13 protein-coding genes are annotated in these 14536 nt (G+C 72.2%); 4 read left to right on the top strand and 9 right to left on the bottom strand.

Features of this window, described 5'->3' with window-relative positions:
* Nucleotides 1–18: 18 nt before the first annotated feature.
* The gene (hrpB, locus tag V6S66_RS10485; protein ID WP_334206684.1) at nucleotides 19–2541 is read left to right on the top strand and encodes an ATP-dependent helicase HrpB; all 2523 of its coding nucleotides are present in this window, start codon (nucleotides 19–21) and stop codon (nucleotides 2539–2541) included.
* 145 nt (nucleotides 2542–2686) lie between these two features.
* Nucleotides 2687–4339: a helicase gene (locus V6S66_RS10480; protein WP_334206683.1), complete on the top strand. Its 1653-nt coding sequence runs from the start codon at nucleotides 2687–2689 to the stop codon at nucleotides 4337–4339.
* Between the two features lie 64 nt (nucleotides 4340–4403).
* On the opposite strand, the gene V6S66_RS10475 is transcribed toward V6S66_RS10480, so the two are convergent.
* On the bottom strand, nucleotides 4404–4745 hold the full coding sequence (locus V6S66_RS10475) for a nuclear transport factor 2 family protein (RefSeq protein ID WP_334206682.1): 342 nt from the start codon (nucleotides 4743–4745) through the stop codon (nucleotides 4404–4406).
* Between the two features lie 104 nt (nucleotides 4746–4849).
* Between V6S66_RS10475 and V6S66_RS10470 the strand changes: the two genes are divergently transcribed.
* On the top strand, nucleotides 4850–5650 hold the full coding sequence (locus V6S66_RS10470; RefSeq protein ID WP_334206681.1) for a MerR family transcriptional regulator: 801 nt from the start codon (nucleotides 4850–4852) through the stop codon (nucleotides 5648–5650).
* 46 nt (nucleotides 5651–5696) lie between these two features.
* Here V6S66_RS10470 and V6S66_RS10465 read toward each other — a convergent pair whose 3' ends face one another.
* Together V6S66_RS10465 and V6S66_RS10460 are read right to left on the bottom strand one after the other, a co-directional pair.
* On the bottom strand, nucleotides 5697–5846 hold the full coding sequence (locus V6S66_RS10465) for a hypothetical protein (protein WP_334206680.1): 150 nt from the start codon (nucleotides 5844–5846) through the stop codon (nucleotides 5697–5699).
* 50 nt (nucleotides 5847–5896) lie between these two features.
* Nucleotides 5897–6283 (bottom strand): ATP-binding protein, encoded by a 387-nt coding sequence (locus V6S66_RS10460; RefSeq protein ID WP_334206679.1) that lies wholly within the window; start codon nucleotides 6281–6283, stop codon nucleotides 5897–5899.
* 226 nt (nucleotides 6284–6509) lie between these two features.
* Between V6S66_RS10460 and V6S66_RS10455 the strand changes: the two genes are divergently transcribed.
* Entirely contained in the window at nucleotides 6510–8675 is a 2166-nt protein-coding gene (locus tag V6S66_RS10455) for a SpoIIE family protein phosphatase (protein WP_334206678.1), read from the top strand.
* A 21-nt stretch (nucleotides 8676–8696) separates the two neighbouring features.
* On the opposite strand, the gene V6S66_RS10450 is transcribed toward V6S66_RS10455, so the two are convergent.
* Genes V6S66_RS10450 through V6S66_RS10425 form a run of 6 tightly spaced genes read right to left on the bottom strand, consistent with a single transcriptional unit; the run spans nucleotide 8697 to nucleotide 14249 of the window.
* Nucleotides 8697–9041, bottom strand: coding sequence for a VOC family protein (locus V6S66_RS10450; protein WP_334206677.1), 345 nt, complete (start codon nucleotides 9039–9041; stop codon nucleotides 8697–8699).
* A gap of 38 nt (nucleotides 9042–9079) precedes the next feature.
* Nucleotides 9080–9691, bottom strand: a complete 612-nt coding sequence (locus tag V6S66_RS10445) for a hypothetical protein (RefSeq protein WP_334206676.1) — start codon at nucleotides 9689–9691, stop codon at nucleotides 9080–9082.
* The gene (locus tag V6S66_RS10440; RefSeq protein ID WP_334206675.1) at nucleotides 9688–11031 is read right to left on the bottom strand and encodes an MFS transporter; all 1344 of its coding nucleotides are present in this window, start codon (nucleotides 11029–11031) and stop codon (nucleotides 9688–9690) included. The genes V6S66_RS10445 and V6S66_RS10440 overlap by 4 nt, the downstream gene beginning before the upstream one ends.
* Nucleotides 11032–11087: 56 nt before the next feature.
* Nucleotides 11088–12830 (bottom strand): carbohydrate-binding domain-containing protein, encoded by a 1743-nt coding sequence (locus tag V6S66_RS10435; RefSeq protein WP_334206674.1) that lies wholly within the window; start codon nucleotides 12828–12830, stop codon nucleotides 11088–11090.
* A gap of 10 nt (nucleotides 12831–12840) precedes the next feature.
* Entirely contained in the window at nucleotides 12841–13617 is a 777-nt protein-coding gene (locus V6S66_RS10430; protein WP_334206673.1) for a polyphosphate polymerase domain-containing protein, read from the bottom strand.
* Nucleotides 13614–14249 carry a DUF4956 domain-containing protein gene (locus V6S66_RS10425; protein WP_334206672.1) on the bottom strand — a complete coding sequence of 212 codons (636 nt, stop codon included), beginning with the start codon at nucleotides 14247–14249 and terminating at the stop codon, nucleotides 13614–13616. Before V6S66_RS10425 ends, V6S66_RS10430 begins: the two co-directional genes overlap by 4 nt.
* Between the last annotated feature and the right edge of the window lie 287 nt (nucleotides 14250–14536).

The following is a 14536-nucleotide window of genomic DNA, read 5'->3' as shown; positions in this document are numbered from 1 at the left end:
GTCGGGCAGACTGCAGGAGTGTCCGACCCGCTGAGCAGGCTGCTCGCCGCGCCCCCTGACCTGCCGGTCACGGCGGGCCTGGCGGCGCTCGAGGACGCGCTCCGGACCCGTAGCGTCGCGGTGGTCCAGGCACCACCCGGCACCGGCAAGACGACCCTGGTGCCGCCCGCGGTCGCAGGCGTGGTCGAGGGACGGGTCGTCGTGACCCAGCCGAGTCGCATCGCGGCCCGCGCTGCCGCTCGCCGGCTGGCGCACCTGCTGGATGAACCGGTGGGGGAGACGGTCGGGTACTCGGTGCGCGGCGACCGGCGCACCAGCGGCCGCACGCGGGTCGAGGTCGTGACCACCGGCCTGCTGCTCCGGCGGCTCCAGCACGACCCCGAGCTGGCCGGCGTCGGTGCCGTCGTGCTCGACGAGGTGCACGAACGCCATCTCGACGCCGACCTCACCCTGGCGCTGCTCATCGACGTCCGGGCCACCCTGCGCGAGGACCTGGCCCTGGTGGCGATGTCGGCGACGATCGAGGCCGAGCGCACGGCCTCGTTGCTCGGGGGCGCTGCGGTGATCCGCGTCCCGGGCGCCCTGCACCCGGTGGCCACCGTCTGGTCCCCGCTTCCGCCGGGGGCCCGCCGCACCGACGACCGCGGCATCACCCCGGCGTTCCACGACCACGTCGCCGCGACGGTGCGCCGGGCCATCGCCGAGCACGGGGGCGACGTCCTGGTCTTCGTGCCGGGCGTCCGTGAGGTCGAGGCGGTCAGGCGTCGCCTGGCCGGTGTGGACGCCGATGTGCACGCCCTGCACGGACGGCTCCCCGGTGCCGAGCAGGACCGGGCGCTCAGTGAGGGACCGCGGCGCCGCGTGATCGTCTCGACCGCGATCGCCGAGTCGTCGCTGACGGTTCCCGGCGTCCGCGTCGTGGTGGACGCCGGGTTCTCGCGGGAGCCGCGCACCGACCACCGCCGCGGACTGGCATCCCTCGTGACCGTCGCGGTCAGCCGGGCCGCGGCCGAGCAACGAGCGGGGCGCGCCGGTCGTCTCGGACCGGGGACCGTGCTGCGCTGCTGGTCGGAGGCCGAGCACGCGCACCTGGTGCCCCACCCGGCACCGGCGATCGCCACCGCCGACCTCACGGCCTTCACCCTGGAGGTGGCGTGCTGGGGTAGCGGCGACGCGCGGGACCTGACGCTGCTCGACCAGCCACCGGTGCACGCGGTCGCGGCGGCGCGGCAGGTGCTGACGGACCTGGGAGCGATCACCGAGGACGGCCGCGCCACCGCGCGGGGACGGGTGATCGCGGCCGTGCCCGTCGACCCCCGGCTGGCCCGGGCCCTGATCGACGGTGCCGGTCTCGTCGGCGCCACGCGGGCCGCGGAGGTGGTCGCGATGCTCAGCGAGGACGTCCGTGCTCCCGGTGCCGACCTGGTGGCCGCGCTCCGGTCGCTGCGCGGCGACCGGCGGGCCGGCTCCTGGCGCAGCCAGGTCACGCGGCTCGAGGCCATCGCGAGGTCGGAGCGTGGCGAGGGCGGATCGCGGGACGACCCCCGAACCCTGACCGACGATGTGGCCGTGGGCCTGGTGGTGGCCCTGGCCCACCCGGATCGCATCGCGCGCAAGCGCCCCGGTGGCTCGAGCTACCTGATGACGTCCGGCACGGGTGCCGCCCTCGACCGGCGCGACCCGGGCCCGATGGCCGGCCTGGAGTGGCTCGCGATCGGCGACGCCGATCGGCGCCCCGGGGAGCGTGAGGCCCGGATCCGCGCGGCAGCCCCGATCACCGAGGACCTGGCGCTGGAGGCAGCGGGTTCGTCGTGGACCGAGGTGGACGACGTCAGCTGGACCGGCGGGCGGGTGCTCGCGCGGCGGCGCACGCTGCTCGGTGCGATCGAGCTGGGCTCCGTCCCGATCAGCGATCCACCGGCGCTGGCCGTGGCCGCGGCGATCCGGGAGGCGGTGGAGGCTGACGGGATCGAGCTGTTCACGTGGTCGGAGTCGGCCACGGCGCTGCGGGCCCGGCTCGACTTCCTGCACCGGGCTCTCGGCGACCCGTGGCCCGACGTGGGTGACGCCGCACTGACGCAGGACCTGCAGACGTGGCTGGGACCGCAGCTGGCGCGCGTGCGCTCGGCCCAGGACCTGCGCCGCATCGACGTCGGCGCCGCGCTGAGGGCGTTGCTGCCGTGGCCCCAGGCGGGTCGCCTCGACGAGCTGGCCCCGGAGCGCGTGGAGGTCCCCAGCGGCTCGAGCGTACGGATCGACTACGCCCAGGAGCAGCCCGTGCTGGCCGTCCGGCTGCAGGAGGTCTTCGGCTGGGACACCGTGCCGGTCCTCGCGGGCGGCCGGGTCCCGCTCCTGCTGCACCTGCTGTCACCCGCCCGGCGCCCGGCGGCGATCACGGCGGACCTGGACTCCTTCTGGGACACCGGCTACCCGGGCGTGCGGGCCGATCTGCGCGGGCGCTACCCCAAGCACGCCTGGCCCGACGACCCGCGTAGCGCGCCGGCCACGCGGCGGGTCAACTCGCCCCGCGCTCGGCGCTGAGCCCTGGGCGAGGCGGCACGGTTCGGGCCGGCCACCCCGGTAGCGTCCGGGGGTGGCCAGTCCTCGTCGATCCGGTGCTCGCCGGGGCGGTGCTCGCTCACGGGGGTCGTCGCGCCGCGGCGGGACGCGCCAGCCGGCGCGGCCCGTGCCGACCGCGGGCCCGGGGGAGCGGGTGTGGGTGCTCGACGTCCCGTACGGCACTCAGGTCGACGGGGCGACCTGGCACCCGGTGGTCAAGACCCACCTGCACGTCGGCCGCGCGCTGCCGGCGCACCTCGCGCCCTACGCCCCGGGGCCCCACACGCTCGGCCGGTTCATCGAGAACTCCCTCAATCCCGACGACCCCACGCCTCCCGACCCCGAGCCGTCCGAACCGCTCGAGCCCCGGCGGATCCAGTTCGAGGCGGCCGACGCGATCGCGGCGCGCGCCGCGGCGGGGGGACGGCAGTTCCTGCTGGCCGACGAGCCCGGCGTCGGCAAGACGATCTCGGCCGTCCTCGGCGCGCTCGCGGTGGGCGACCTCCGCGGGGCCCGACGGGTTCTGGTGGTCGCCGACCGGCCCGCCGCGATCACGATCGGGCACTGGTGCCGCACCATCTCGGCCCTGGGGGACGGCGGCCTGGAGTGGGTCGTCATCACGTGGGACCGGCTGGAGAAGATCACCGGCACGTGGGACGTGATCATCGCCGACGAGGCACACGCGCTGCGACGGACGACGACCAAGCGGTGGAAGCACTGGGCGCGGATCTCGGGCCACGGGAAGGCGCACGACGCGGCGCCGTTCGTCATCGCGACGACGGCGACGCCCGGGCACACGCCGCTCGAGCTGCCCTACCTCGCTCCGGCCTATGCGCAGGTGCTCGGCGAGCCGATGCGGGAGTGGACCTCGGCGACGCAGCCCGGGACCGCGTTCGCCGCTGCGCTCGAGCGCCACGGCGTGGGGGTGGAGAAGGGGCGCTACGGGGCAGCGTGGACCGCCGACCCCGCGCGCCGCGGGGCCGACCTCACCCTGGTGCGCGGCTGGCTGGCCGACGAGCGCCCCCCGGCGATGCTGCACCGTGCGGCGCCGTGGGGGCCGGTGCAGATCTCCGGCATGCCGGTGACGCTCACCCCGGCGGAGCGCACGGCCTACGAGGCCGAGTGGGGTGAGTTCTGTCGGGAGATGGACATCGCCCGACGCGGTCGCAACGTCGCCAAGGGCCGGTCGGCGCTGCTGCGCTTCCGGCAGAAGGCCGGACTGATCCGGGTCGACTCGACCGTCGCCTGGATCGACCAGCAGGTGCAGGCCGAACGTCAGGTCGCGTGCTCGGTCGAGTTCGTCGCGACCGCTGCCGACCCGATCACCGACCGGCTGCGTGAGTCCGGCATCGAGGTCGCCACGATCTACGGCCGCGACCGGTTCGACGTCGAGGCCGAGCGGCTCCGGTTCCAGACCGGCGAGGCGAAGGTCTGCGTCTTCACCACCGTCGCCTCGATCAGCCTGCATGCCGGCGAGACCCTGCCCGGCGGCCGCACCGCGAGCACCGATCCGCGGGTCGGCATCTTCCACCAGGCACGGTTCTCCGGCATCGCCGGACGCCAGGTGACCGGCCGCACCCACCGCGACCACCAGGTCTCCCCGTGGCACATCGCGTACGCGGAGGGCACGGTGGAGGAGCAGGTCGGCAAGGTCATGGTGGAGCGGATCGCCGCCGCCTCGGACACGGCAGGAAGCGACACCACCGGGCTGACCGACCTCGCTCACCTCTTGGGCGCCGACTGGCTGCCGGTTGCGGCACTGGCGGAGGACGGCGCTTGAGCGGACTCCGGTCGGGGGCGTCCCATTTCAAGGCGCGAATCGGGATGCTCGACGAGGCTCTGGCCTACACACTGATGCTCAGGCGCTGGATGAGCCCGGAGCCGTCGAGGGTGAACGCGAACCGCAGGTCGACCTGGCCGCCGGGGAAGTTGCCGGTCAACCGGTCCGTCACCGTCGTGACGTCGCCGGTGGACTCGGCCGAGAGTCGGGTCGAGGTGGTCTCGAACTCGCTGGCCGGACCGTTGAGCCAGGCCAGGACCTTCTCACGTCCGCGGTAGTCGTGGCCGTCGTCGGTCACGTGAGCATCGGGTACGAACACGCGGATGGTCTCGGCGCGGTCGGTGCCCTCGGAGAGCGCGAAGTAGTCGCTGACGGCGGTGGGCAGGGTGGTGGTGGGAGCGGTCATGGTTCCTCCTGGTGTGGCGAGACGTCGATGGAGCTGACGGCGTTCGGGAGCGCCGTGGGGCCCACGATGGACCTTCCCCCAGGGGGAGGGTCAAGGATGGGGTCGTGACCTCGACCATGACGATCGGTGACTTCAGCCGGGCCACGCGCCTGAGCGCCAAGGCGCTGCGTCACTACCACCGGCTCGGGCTGCTCGAACCCGCTGAGGTCGACACGTTCACGGGGTACCGGTCCTACAGCGTGGAGCAGGTCGCCGATGCCCAGCTGATCCGGCACTTCCGCTCGCTGGAGATGCCGCTCGACGTCATCTCGCAGGTGCTGTCCGCCGAGGAGTCGGTGCGGTCCGAGCTCATCGGGGCGCACCTTCAGCGCATGGAGCAACGGCTGGCGGAGACCCGCGACGCCGTGACCGCGCTGCGCAGTCTGCTGGCGTCCGGGTCGCCCGCCGCCGCGGTGGAGCGCCGCGTCGTCGACGCGACACCGGCGCTGGTGGTGCGCGACGTGATCGACCTGACTGACCTGGGCGAATGGTTCACGGCCGCCCAGATCGAGCTCGACCGTGCTGTCGAGAGCTCCGGCCTGGAGCCGACGGGCGCGCTCGGCGGTCTGTGGTCGACCGAGCTGATCCGCGACGAGGCCGGGGATGTGGCGCTGTTCCGTCCCATCGCAGCGGTCGACCATGTCGTCGCCATGGGTCGGGTCGAGTACGAGGTGCTGCCGGCGACGGTGCTGGCGGTGGCCACCCACTCGGGGTCAGACGCCACGATCGGGCAGGTCTACGCCGAGCTCGGAGCACATGTGGCGCAGTACGAGGTGAGCCTCGACGGCCCGATCCGCGAGACCTACCTCGCGGGTGTGCCCGGTGGCGAGGGCGTGACCGAGATCGGGTGGCCCGTCCGCGCCTGAACGACTCGGACGGTCGAGGGCGGGATGTCGCCCGGAGCGGGAGCGGCTACTCGCCGAAGTTCCTGAACGCGACGATCGTGAGCAACTCCACTCCCAGCAGGTAGATCGCGAGTAGCAGCACGGGGGAGGTGATCCAGAAGCAGAAGATCAGCGTCGTGCGCCAGTCGATCTCCTGGCGGCGCGGCTCCTGTTCCATGCAGGAACGATAGGGCGTTGGTCGATCGGCCGTCCTGAGTCGGCGCCGTCTCAGAGCTTCAGCACGGCGCTGATGCGGGTTCCGCTGTCGCGCTCGATCCACCAACGGTCGGCGAGCAGGTCGACGATGGCGAGCCCGCGGCCGGAGAGGGCCGACTCGTCGACGTGCATGACGTGCACCGTGCCGCTGTCGCCGCCGTCCTGCACGCTCAGCAGGAGGCCGTCGTCGCGGAGCGCCCACCGGGCCTCGAAGGTGCCGTCAGGCCGCGGGGCCCCGTGCCGGACGGCGTTGGCCGCCAGCTCACCCAGCACGAGCAGGGCGTCGTTGGCGACCATCGCACGGACGCCGTTTTGCGCCAGGAAGGTCATCAGCTCGTGGCGGGCCGTGCGCAAGGATCGCGAGGCGAAAGGCAGCTGCATCACGCCCGTCGCTGCCACGCCGTCCTCCTCGTCCGCGGGGCGCTCACCCCCGCACCGTCGTCACCTTAGGCCTGATCGGCGCACGTGGCGCGTCGGAGCATGGCCGTGGTGCGGACGTCGGTGGACGACGTGGGCGGACGATAGGATCGACGTCGAACATCGCTCCGGGAGAGGCGGTGGCGACCCGGTGACGTCGCCACGGTTCTCTCCCGTCGTCGCAGTCGACCTCGAGACGGGACACACCATGGCGGGAGCGGGGCTGACCCCGTTCGGGGCGTCGGACGCCGAGGACGCGCCGTGGCTCGCCCTCGCGGTCGAGGCCGCCGGCGTCGGGGTTTTCGACTGGGACCTCGCGACCGGTGAGCTCCGCTGGGACAACCAGCTGCTCGACCTGTTCGAGCGCGACCGCGCCGCGTTCGCGGGCACGATCGAGGCCTTCAACGAGTACGTCCACCCCGACGACCGCGACCGCGTCGGTCGCGCCCTCTCCGTGGCGATCGCGTCCCTGGGGGAGTACGAGGCCGAGTACCGAGTCACCCTGCCGAGCGGACGCCTGCGATGGATCCGTGCGCGCGGCCGCGCCCTCGCGGGCACCGACGGCACCGCCGCCCGGGTCGTCGGTGCCGCGATCGACAGCGGAGCCGGAACCGACGAGGAGACACGGGCGTTCAAGGTGCTCGAGGCGATGCCGACCGCCTTCTTCGCCCTCGACCGCGAGTGGCGGTTCACGTACGTCAACCCGGTCGCCCAGCGGCTGCTCGGTGCCATCAGCTCCGATCCCGTCGGCCAGAACATCTGGGAGCTCTTCCCCGACGCACTGGGCACCGAGTTCGAGTGGAGCTACCGTCGCGCGGCGGCCCATCACGAGTCGGTCTCGTTCGAGGCGTACTACCCGCCGCCGCTCGACGACTGGTACGAGGTCCGGGCGTGGCCCACGCCCGACGGCCTGTCGGTCTACTTCCTCGACATCACCGAGCGCCGTGCGGCCCAGGAGACCCTGGAGCGCCACGCCCGGCGCAGCTCCCTGGTCGCGGCCGTCTCCGGGGCCCTCAACGACACGATGGATCCCGAGGCCGGGGTCGCGCGCCTCGCCGCGCTCCTGGTCCCCGAGCTGTGCGACTGGTGCCTCGTCACGATCGTCGACGGCGAGCCCGGGTCGTCCGGCTTTCGACGCCAGCTGCGCGACATCGGTGCCTGGCACGCCGATCCCGACCTCCAGCCGGCCGTCGACCAGTACGCCGCGTCGCGCCTGCCCGCGCTGCAGGACGACGCCTTCCTGTTCGCCGTGCTCCGCGGGGCCGACCCGGTCCTGATCGAGTCGGGCGCGACCGAGCGGATCTCCGCCGTGCTCGAGCCCGGTCCCGCGCGAGACGTCTACCGCGGACTCGCGCCGGAGTCGGCCGTGATCATGGCCCTGCGGGGACACGGGCGCACGACGGGACTGATCACGCTGTTCCGCGCCGCTGGGCGGGCCCCGTTCGACCGTGACGACCTCGACGTCCTGGCCGACATCGGCAGCAGGGCCGGCCTGGCCCTGGGCAACGCCCGAGCGTTCGTGGAACAGCGCGACATGGCCGAGGCCCTGCAGCGCAGCCTCCTGACCGCGCCGCCCGAGCCCGACCACCTCCACGTCGTCGTGCGGTACGAGCCCGCAGCCGAGGCCGTGCAGGTGGGCGGCGACTGGTACGACTCGTTCCTGCAGCCCGGTGGTGCCACCAACGTCGTGATCGGCGACGTGATCGGGCACGACACGGCCTCGGCCGCGGCGATGGGGCAGATGCGGTCGCTGCTGCGCGGGATCGCGATGACGACCGACGAGGGGCCGGCCGACGTTCTGCGCCGCATGGACGCGGTCATCGACGGCCTGCGCGTCGACTCCTCGGCCAGCGCCGTCGTGGCCCGGTTCGAGCAGACCGAGCAGGAGCGCGCCGACGGGGTCACCCGGATGCGGTGGTCGAATGCCGGCCACCCGCCGCCCCTGGTCGTGATGGTGCGCGGCGACGAGGGGGTGGTCGACCCGGCCGACCTCGCCGCCCCCGTGCCTGAGACCGCGGTCGAGGTGCGGGAGCTGTGGGCCGACCAGACGAACATGCTGCTGGGGCTCTTCCCCGACGCCCCGCGCACCGAGAGTGTCGTCAGCCTGCCGCGCGGCGCCACCGTGCTGCTCTACACCGACGGGCTCGTCGAGCGCCGTGGTGAGGGCGTGGAGCAGGGCATCGCGCGCCTGGCCGGCGTGCTGCGTGATCTCGTCGCCGAGGGGCTCGACCTCGAGAGCGCGTGCGACGAGGTGCTTCGCCGCATGCTGCCCGGTCGCCCCGAGGACGACGTCGCCCTCGTAGCCGTCCGCCTGCACCGTGAGGACCAGCCACGGCCGCCCGAGGCGGGGCCGTCCGACCCACCGATCGACTGAGTGCGGCTCCCGCGAGCAGGCTCAGGTGTGCGAACCGACGTTCACGACCCGCCCTGACGTGTCGCGGTAGAAGAAGCGCGTGACGCCCCAGGGCTCTGCTGTCAGCGGATGGACGATCTCGACGCCGGCCTCCCCGGCTGCGGCGAGCGCCGCGTGGACGTCGTCGACGAAGACGGACACGTCGGGGCTGACCGGGGCCGTCGCGTCGCTCGTCATCAGGCTGAGCTGGTGGCCGTCGTGATCGGCGAGCGTCACGATCCAGCCGTGGTCCATCACGACGTGCAGGCCGAGCACGTCGGTGTGCTGGCGGACCGCTGCGGCGAGATCGTCGACCAGGAGGTTCGGGACGACGCGTTCGACCTTCATGGGTCGAGTCAACCAGTGCTGGCCGCGGAGGTCGACCCTCAGAACACGTCGCGGAGGCGATCGACGAGCGAGTCCTTGACGGCCTGCTCGACGGCCACGCCGACCTGGCGCTCCAGGTCGTCCTGGTCGGTCAGGTTCTCCAGCAGGTCGCGGATGTCGAGGTCGGCGATGGCCCGGGTGAGGACGTCGTCGGTCTTCAGGGCCGTGTCGATCACGCCGTCCGGGAGCGCGCGGATCGCGGACTTCAGGAAGCCGTTGAGGTCCGCCGAGTCGAGCACCTCGTCGACCAGGCTCGACGCCGGGGGCAGGGTCTCGTCGGCCTCCAGGCGCGCGACCGCGGCTGTGAGCCCATCGCGGAGCGCGTCGATCTCGGCATCCGTGCGGTCGCCGGGCTGAGCGAGCCGCAGAGTCAGCTCCTCGCGGCTGACCTGCAGGGTGCACGCCGCCTCGTCGACGGCGATCAGCACCAGCTGCTCGGTGAGGCCCTCCACCCCGTCTGAGCGAGAGGTGACCTCGCGCTCGGCGCACGGATCGGCGGGACGTAGCGGCTCGTAGGACCCGCCGCCGTTGGCCACCTGCACGCCGATCACGGCAGTCACGAGGACGAACGCGAGCACCGGCAGACCGGCCCACCGCGCCGCCGGGTTCATGCGGCCCTCCGGCGGCGCAGGGGCACGAGAGTCAGCAGTGCCGCCAGGGCCAGAGCGGCGCCGATCAGGAACGAGTCGCGGAAGGCGCGGGTCGCGGCGCGCTCGAGCTGGTCGTCGAGGTCCCGCTCGAGCCGGTCGACCGCGGCTTGCTCACCGGGGTCGACATCGAGACGGTCGAAGGCGGGTGCCAGGTCCGGCACCTGCCCCTGCTGGTCGGTCAACGCGCCACCGAGGGCCTCGGCGACCGCGATCTTGTCCTGCGCCCGGAGGGGGGAGTCGAGCACGAGCGACGTGACGGCCTGCTGGGCGGGTTCCTGAGCGTCCTGCAGGTCGGCGGTGAAGACCGGCGTGAGGATCGCGAGCCCCAGCACGACGCCGACGTGCCGCGCGCCGATCGTCCATGCCGCGTGGTCGGCCCGGGGCAGGCGCATCTCCATGGCCCGTGAGGTGAGCTGGTCGACCGTCATGCCGAGCCCGAGCCCGACGAGCGCCTGCGGCGCGACGCTCCAGATCAGGTTCGACGACGGGGGGATCGCCAGCGCGACGAGGCCACCGGAGACCAGCACGCACCCGACCGCGATCTCGACCTGCGGCGGCGGGCGGAAGAGCCGGGCCAGAGGACGCGCGGCCAGTGCCGCGACAGGCACGACCGAGACGGTCAGCGCTGCCGTGGCGGGGGAGCGGCCCCAGCCTTCGACGAGCAGGAGCACCAGCAGGAACAACGCGGCCGTGAGCGCCGCCGAGAGCAGCGCGAGGGTCAGGTTGGCGCGGATCGCCGGGCGGTGCCGCTCCAGCACCGGCGTCGGCGCCGAACGCACCGCCAGGGCCGCCGGCACCGCGAGCACGGCGAACGGCACCTGGACCACGAAGATCGCCTGCCACGAGATCGCCTGAGTCAGGAGTCCGCCCGCCACGGGGCCGACCGCCGTGCCGATCACGCCGGCGGCGACCCACCACGCGACCCCGCGACGCTCCCCACGCTCGACCACGAGCTGTTCGAGGCAGCCCACCAGCGCGAGCGCGCCGCCCACTGCCTGCACGCACCGCGCGAGGATCAGCACCTCGATCGAGTCGGCGAAGGCGCACCAGGCCGAGGCGCCAGCGAACACGGCGATGCCGATCGCGGTGAAGATGCGCGGCTGCGCCCGGGAGAACGCGTACGCCGCGGGCACGGCGCCGAGCGCGAGCACCAGGTTGTAGGCGATCAGGACCCAGGCGACCTCGCCGACCGTGGCGTCGAGACGGAACAGGATCTCCGGCAGCGCGAGCGTCACGATCGCCGAGTCGGCGAGCACCAGACCCACCGTGACGGCGAGCAGCGGTGCTGTGGCGTGACGCATCAGGCCATCCTCCCAGCGGGACCGATCGGGCGCTCACGGGCGCCGAAACGGGGCACCTACCCGCTCGCGACGACCGTGCCGATCCCGTAGCCCTCGGATGCCGTGCCGCCAAGCACCAACCACCCGGTCGCCGTCCCCGTGACCTGACCGCCGACCAAGATGGTGTAGCCGTTCCCGCCCCGGAGGTCATCGGAGGAGTAGATGTATGAGTTCGATGCCTTCGGGGTGGTGAAGGACGCCATCTGCGTCCCGGCGTCGTCGGCGATGGTGATCAGCGTGCCGGCCGGCACCGTACCGCCGAACGTCAGTGCGAGAGTCGCCTGGGTGGAGTCCTGACCCGGTGCGACCGCCATCGTGGCCATCCCGCTGGCGGCCAGGGTCCCGCCGGAGATCGTGAACGAGTCGTCGACGTCGAGGGCGCCGTTGCGGACGTCCTCGGTGCCGGAGACCACCAGGGTGCCGCCCGTCATGACCAGGGAGCCGTTGACGTCCACGCCGTCGCTGGTCGTGTCGATCACGTAGGTTCCGCCGCTGAGTTCCAGGAAGCGGTCGCCGTTGTCACCTTCGGCCGGCCCTCCGAAGCCGCTGCCGTCCATCGCTGCGACCGTGACTGACGCGAGATCGGAGGCCGGTTCCGCTGTGGGGTCCTGGGTGTCGACCTGTGGGCCACTGCCCGGGGGCCCACCGGCCGCATCGGGTCCGACGGCCGCGTCGGGTCCGACGGCCGCGCGATCGGCGGTTTCCTCGGTCGAGTCGGTGAGTTCTTCCACGCCACCGGACACGTTGATGCCGTCATCGCTGGACACCACGGTCACGGTCCCACCGGACAGGTACATGTACGCGCCCTCGATGCCTTCGACACTTTCGGTGATGGCGATCTCGCCGCCCGCGATGCGCAGCACGTTGTCGGAGTGAATGCCGTCGTCGCCCGCGGCGACCTTCACCGTGCCGCTCTGCACCGTGACCTGACGTGCAGCATCCATCGCGTCGGAGCCGGCGACGAGGTCGAGACTTCCTCCGTCGATCCAGATGACACCCACCGCTGCATCCGGATCGTCGGTGATTGCCTCGTTGTCCGAGCGCAGGGCGTCGCCCTCGACGTTCAACGAGAGGCTTCCGCCCGTGATCACCAGATGGTCCTTTCCTCGTACACCGTCGTCCGCCGCGACGACCGTGACGTCGCCGCCGGTGACCACGAGGGAGTCCTTGGAGGTGATCGCGTCGGCCGCATGGGCGGTCACCGACAGTGATCCCGTCCCGGCAAGCCACAGGTCGGCACGGGAGAACAGCGTGGCATTGGGTGCGTCCTCGGCTGTCTCGTCCACCGTGGTCCCGTCCGCATCGGCGAGCTTGTTGTCGCTGCCGTCGGCGAGCCAGACCACGACGTGGTCTGCCTCGACCACGTTGATCGCGGCCACGTCGGCGGCCGTGATGTCGACGCCGTCGAGGATGAGGCTGACGACCCCCTCGCCGGCGTCGACCGTGATCGAACCCGATGTCAGCGTGCCGTGGAGCCGGTAGGTTCCGGCAGTATCGATCGTGATGGTGTCGCCGTCGACACTCACGCCGTTGCCGGCCGCGGATGCGCCGTCGTCGAGGGTGACGTCGATGGCCTCGGTCAGGTCGAACGACAGGTCCGCATCGTCGATGCCGAGGTCGTCGTAGCTCACCTCGGCAACCGGGCCCGTCACCGATGAAGCGGTGTCGGCCGCTTCGGAGGTGCCGGCGCTGCAGCCGCTGAAGATCAGCGTCGCGGTCACGACGAGGCCAGCGAGGAAGGGGCTGTGGTGCTGGTTCATGTCAGGCCTTTCAGACGGCCGCGAGTGGTGCGGGAGCGGGCAGGTCTCGGCGGATGGCCCGCGACCACCTGTTCGAGGGGAGCTCTGGACGCAGGACGGCGAGGGACGTCCCGTACTTGCTGATACGTGAGGGACGAGAGCCGCTGGCCCACAGGGCACGATCGGCCGCGCCGGCCGCGCCGGCCGCCTTTGACTCAACGATCAACAGGTCGCCGTAGTCCATGTGGCGACCACGGCAGTCGGTCGCCGTAACCTGGCGGTCCACGGTGACCCGCGCGTCGTCGGTCACCAAGGTCACCCGGTGGTAGGACGTGGTCAGTACCTCCGACATTCGGTAGGCCGCCTCGCCGATCCGATCGAACCCGCCGACGAAGGTGGCGGCCTCAGCCGGCAGCAGGTTCCCGTCCGGGACCGTGCTCGCGTCGAGCCACTGCCGACTCTTGACCGTGGTGCCCGAGGCCGAGCGCATCTTCACCTCGATTGCGCTCCCGCCAGTGTCCAGGTAGCGCCTGGTGCGCACCTTGTAGCGGTGCGGCCTTCCGCGAGCTGCGTCCCGGTAGCTGTCCAGGTCGGCCGTGTCGTAGTAGGTCGACGAGTACCGGAAGCTGCGACGACCCTCGATGTGGAGCACCCTCGGCTCGTGGCCCAGCGAGGCCAGAGCGTTGCCCCACGCGGCGGCCGTCACGACGTACTTGCGGTCGACCCTGGTCTGCAGGGCAGCTTGTTCCTCCACCTCGCCGAGCGTCAGGGTTGGCAGCGCCCGCACGGTGTCCAGCCAGGTCGTCACTGAAGAGCCCCGGACGTGGTGACGGCTGTGGACGCGGGGGAGTCAGAGCCCACGCGAGCATCCGGAGCAGTGTCGAGGGCCGTGCTCGCGCTGGGGAGGGTGAACCGCACGTCGCACACGGTGCTCTCGGAAATGAGGTCGACCTTCCGCAGCGTCACGCGGTCGATGCGAGCACTCAGGATGGCGCCAAGCAGGTCACGAGCCACTGCCTCGTCGGTCACGGCACGGTCCAGGACCATCGTCTGCTGACGGGTGCGGGGGAGCAGCGCAGGGCTGTCGCCCACCGCGATGACCCCCAGGAGCACGGCCATCAGCGTGAAGCTCACCTGCGGTGAGATCGAGGGGAAGCCGCCGAGGAGACCGAGCGCGATAGCGGTGAAGTAGTAGGCGATCTCGGCGTGGTCCATCTCCGTGGACCGCAGGCGAATGATCGACAGCACAGCAAAGATGCCGAGACCGAAACCGAGCGACAGCTCAGCCGTGGCCATCGCGTAGGTGACTCCCATGACGCCGACGTTGATCGACAGGAATGCGACGATCAGGTCGCGTCGGCGGTGGCGGGGGAAGTACAACGCAAAGACCATCAGGCCGATCGCGACCAGATCGGCGGCGATGAAAGCGAACACAGACATGGGGGTCCTTTGACATTCGGGGAACGGGTGGGTGCGGGGCGACACCCATAGGACATGGCCCGTGTCGGTGAGCCCTGTGCTTGTCCTGTGGGTGACCTGCGAATCTGAGCCGCGCTGCCGTCCGACGGCCTCGCGCCCGGGGAGTCGATGTCCACAGGCGTAACTCGTCCACAGGCGGCTTCAGGTCGGGCGCGGAGCCAGGTGCTCCCGCCCTAGCGTCCGTCGGAGTGCTCCAGCGGACGAGAGGCCACATGATGAGCAAGCACCGGAACAACGCCAACGGGACG

Origin of the sequence: Aeromicrobium sp. Sec7.5 (assembly GCF_036867135.1) — a bacterium.
Taxonomy (GTDB): Bacteria; Actinomycetota; Actinomycetes; order Propionibacteriales; family Nocardioidaceae; genus Aeromicrobium.
The sequence above is the reverse complement of the archived record's forward strand: the minus strand, read 5'-3'. Positions and strand labels throughout refer to the sequence as shown.

Excerpts from the sequence above, each read along its gene's own strand:
- V6S66_RS10475 (WP_334206682.1), bottom strand. The coding sequence starts at position 4,745 with ATGACCGCTCCCACCACCACCCTGCCCACCGCCGTCAGCGACTACTTC.
- V6S66_RS10465 (WP_334206680.1), bottom strand. The coding sequence starts at position 5,846 with ATGGAACAGGAGCCGCGCCGCCAGGAGATCGACTGGCGCACGACGCTG.
- V6S66_RS10455 (WP_334206678.1), top strand. The coding sequence starts at position 6,510 with ATGGCGGGAGCGGGGCTGACCCCGTTCGGGGCGTCGGACGCCGAGGAC.
- V6S66_RS10450 (WP_334206677.1), bottom strand. The coding sequence starts at position 9,041 with ATGAAGGTCGAACGCGTCGTCCCGAACCTCCTGGTCGACGATCTCGCC.
- V6S66_RS10445 (WP_334206676.1), bottom strand. The coding sequence starts at position 9,691 with ATGAACCCGGCGGCGCGGTGGGCCGGTCTGCCGGTGCTCGCGTTCGTC.
- V6S66_RS10440 (WP_334206675.1), bottom strand. The coding sequence starts at position 11,031 with ATGCGTCACGCCACAGCACCGCTGCTCGCCGTCACGGTGGGTCTGGTG.
- V6S66_RS10435 (WP_334206674.1), bottom strand. The coding sequence starts at position 12,830 with ATGAACCAGCACCACAGCCCCTTCCTCGCTGGCCTCGTCGTGACCGCG.
- V6S66_RS10425 (WP_334206672.1), bottom strand. The coding sequence starts at position 14,249 with ATGTCTGTGTTCGCTTTCATCGCCGCCGATCTGGTCGCGATCGGCCTG.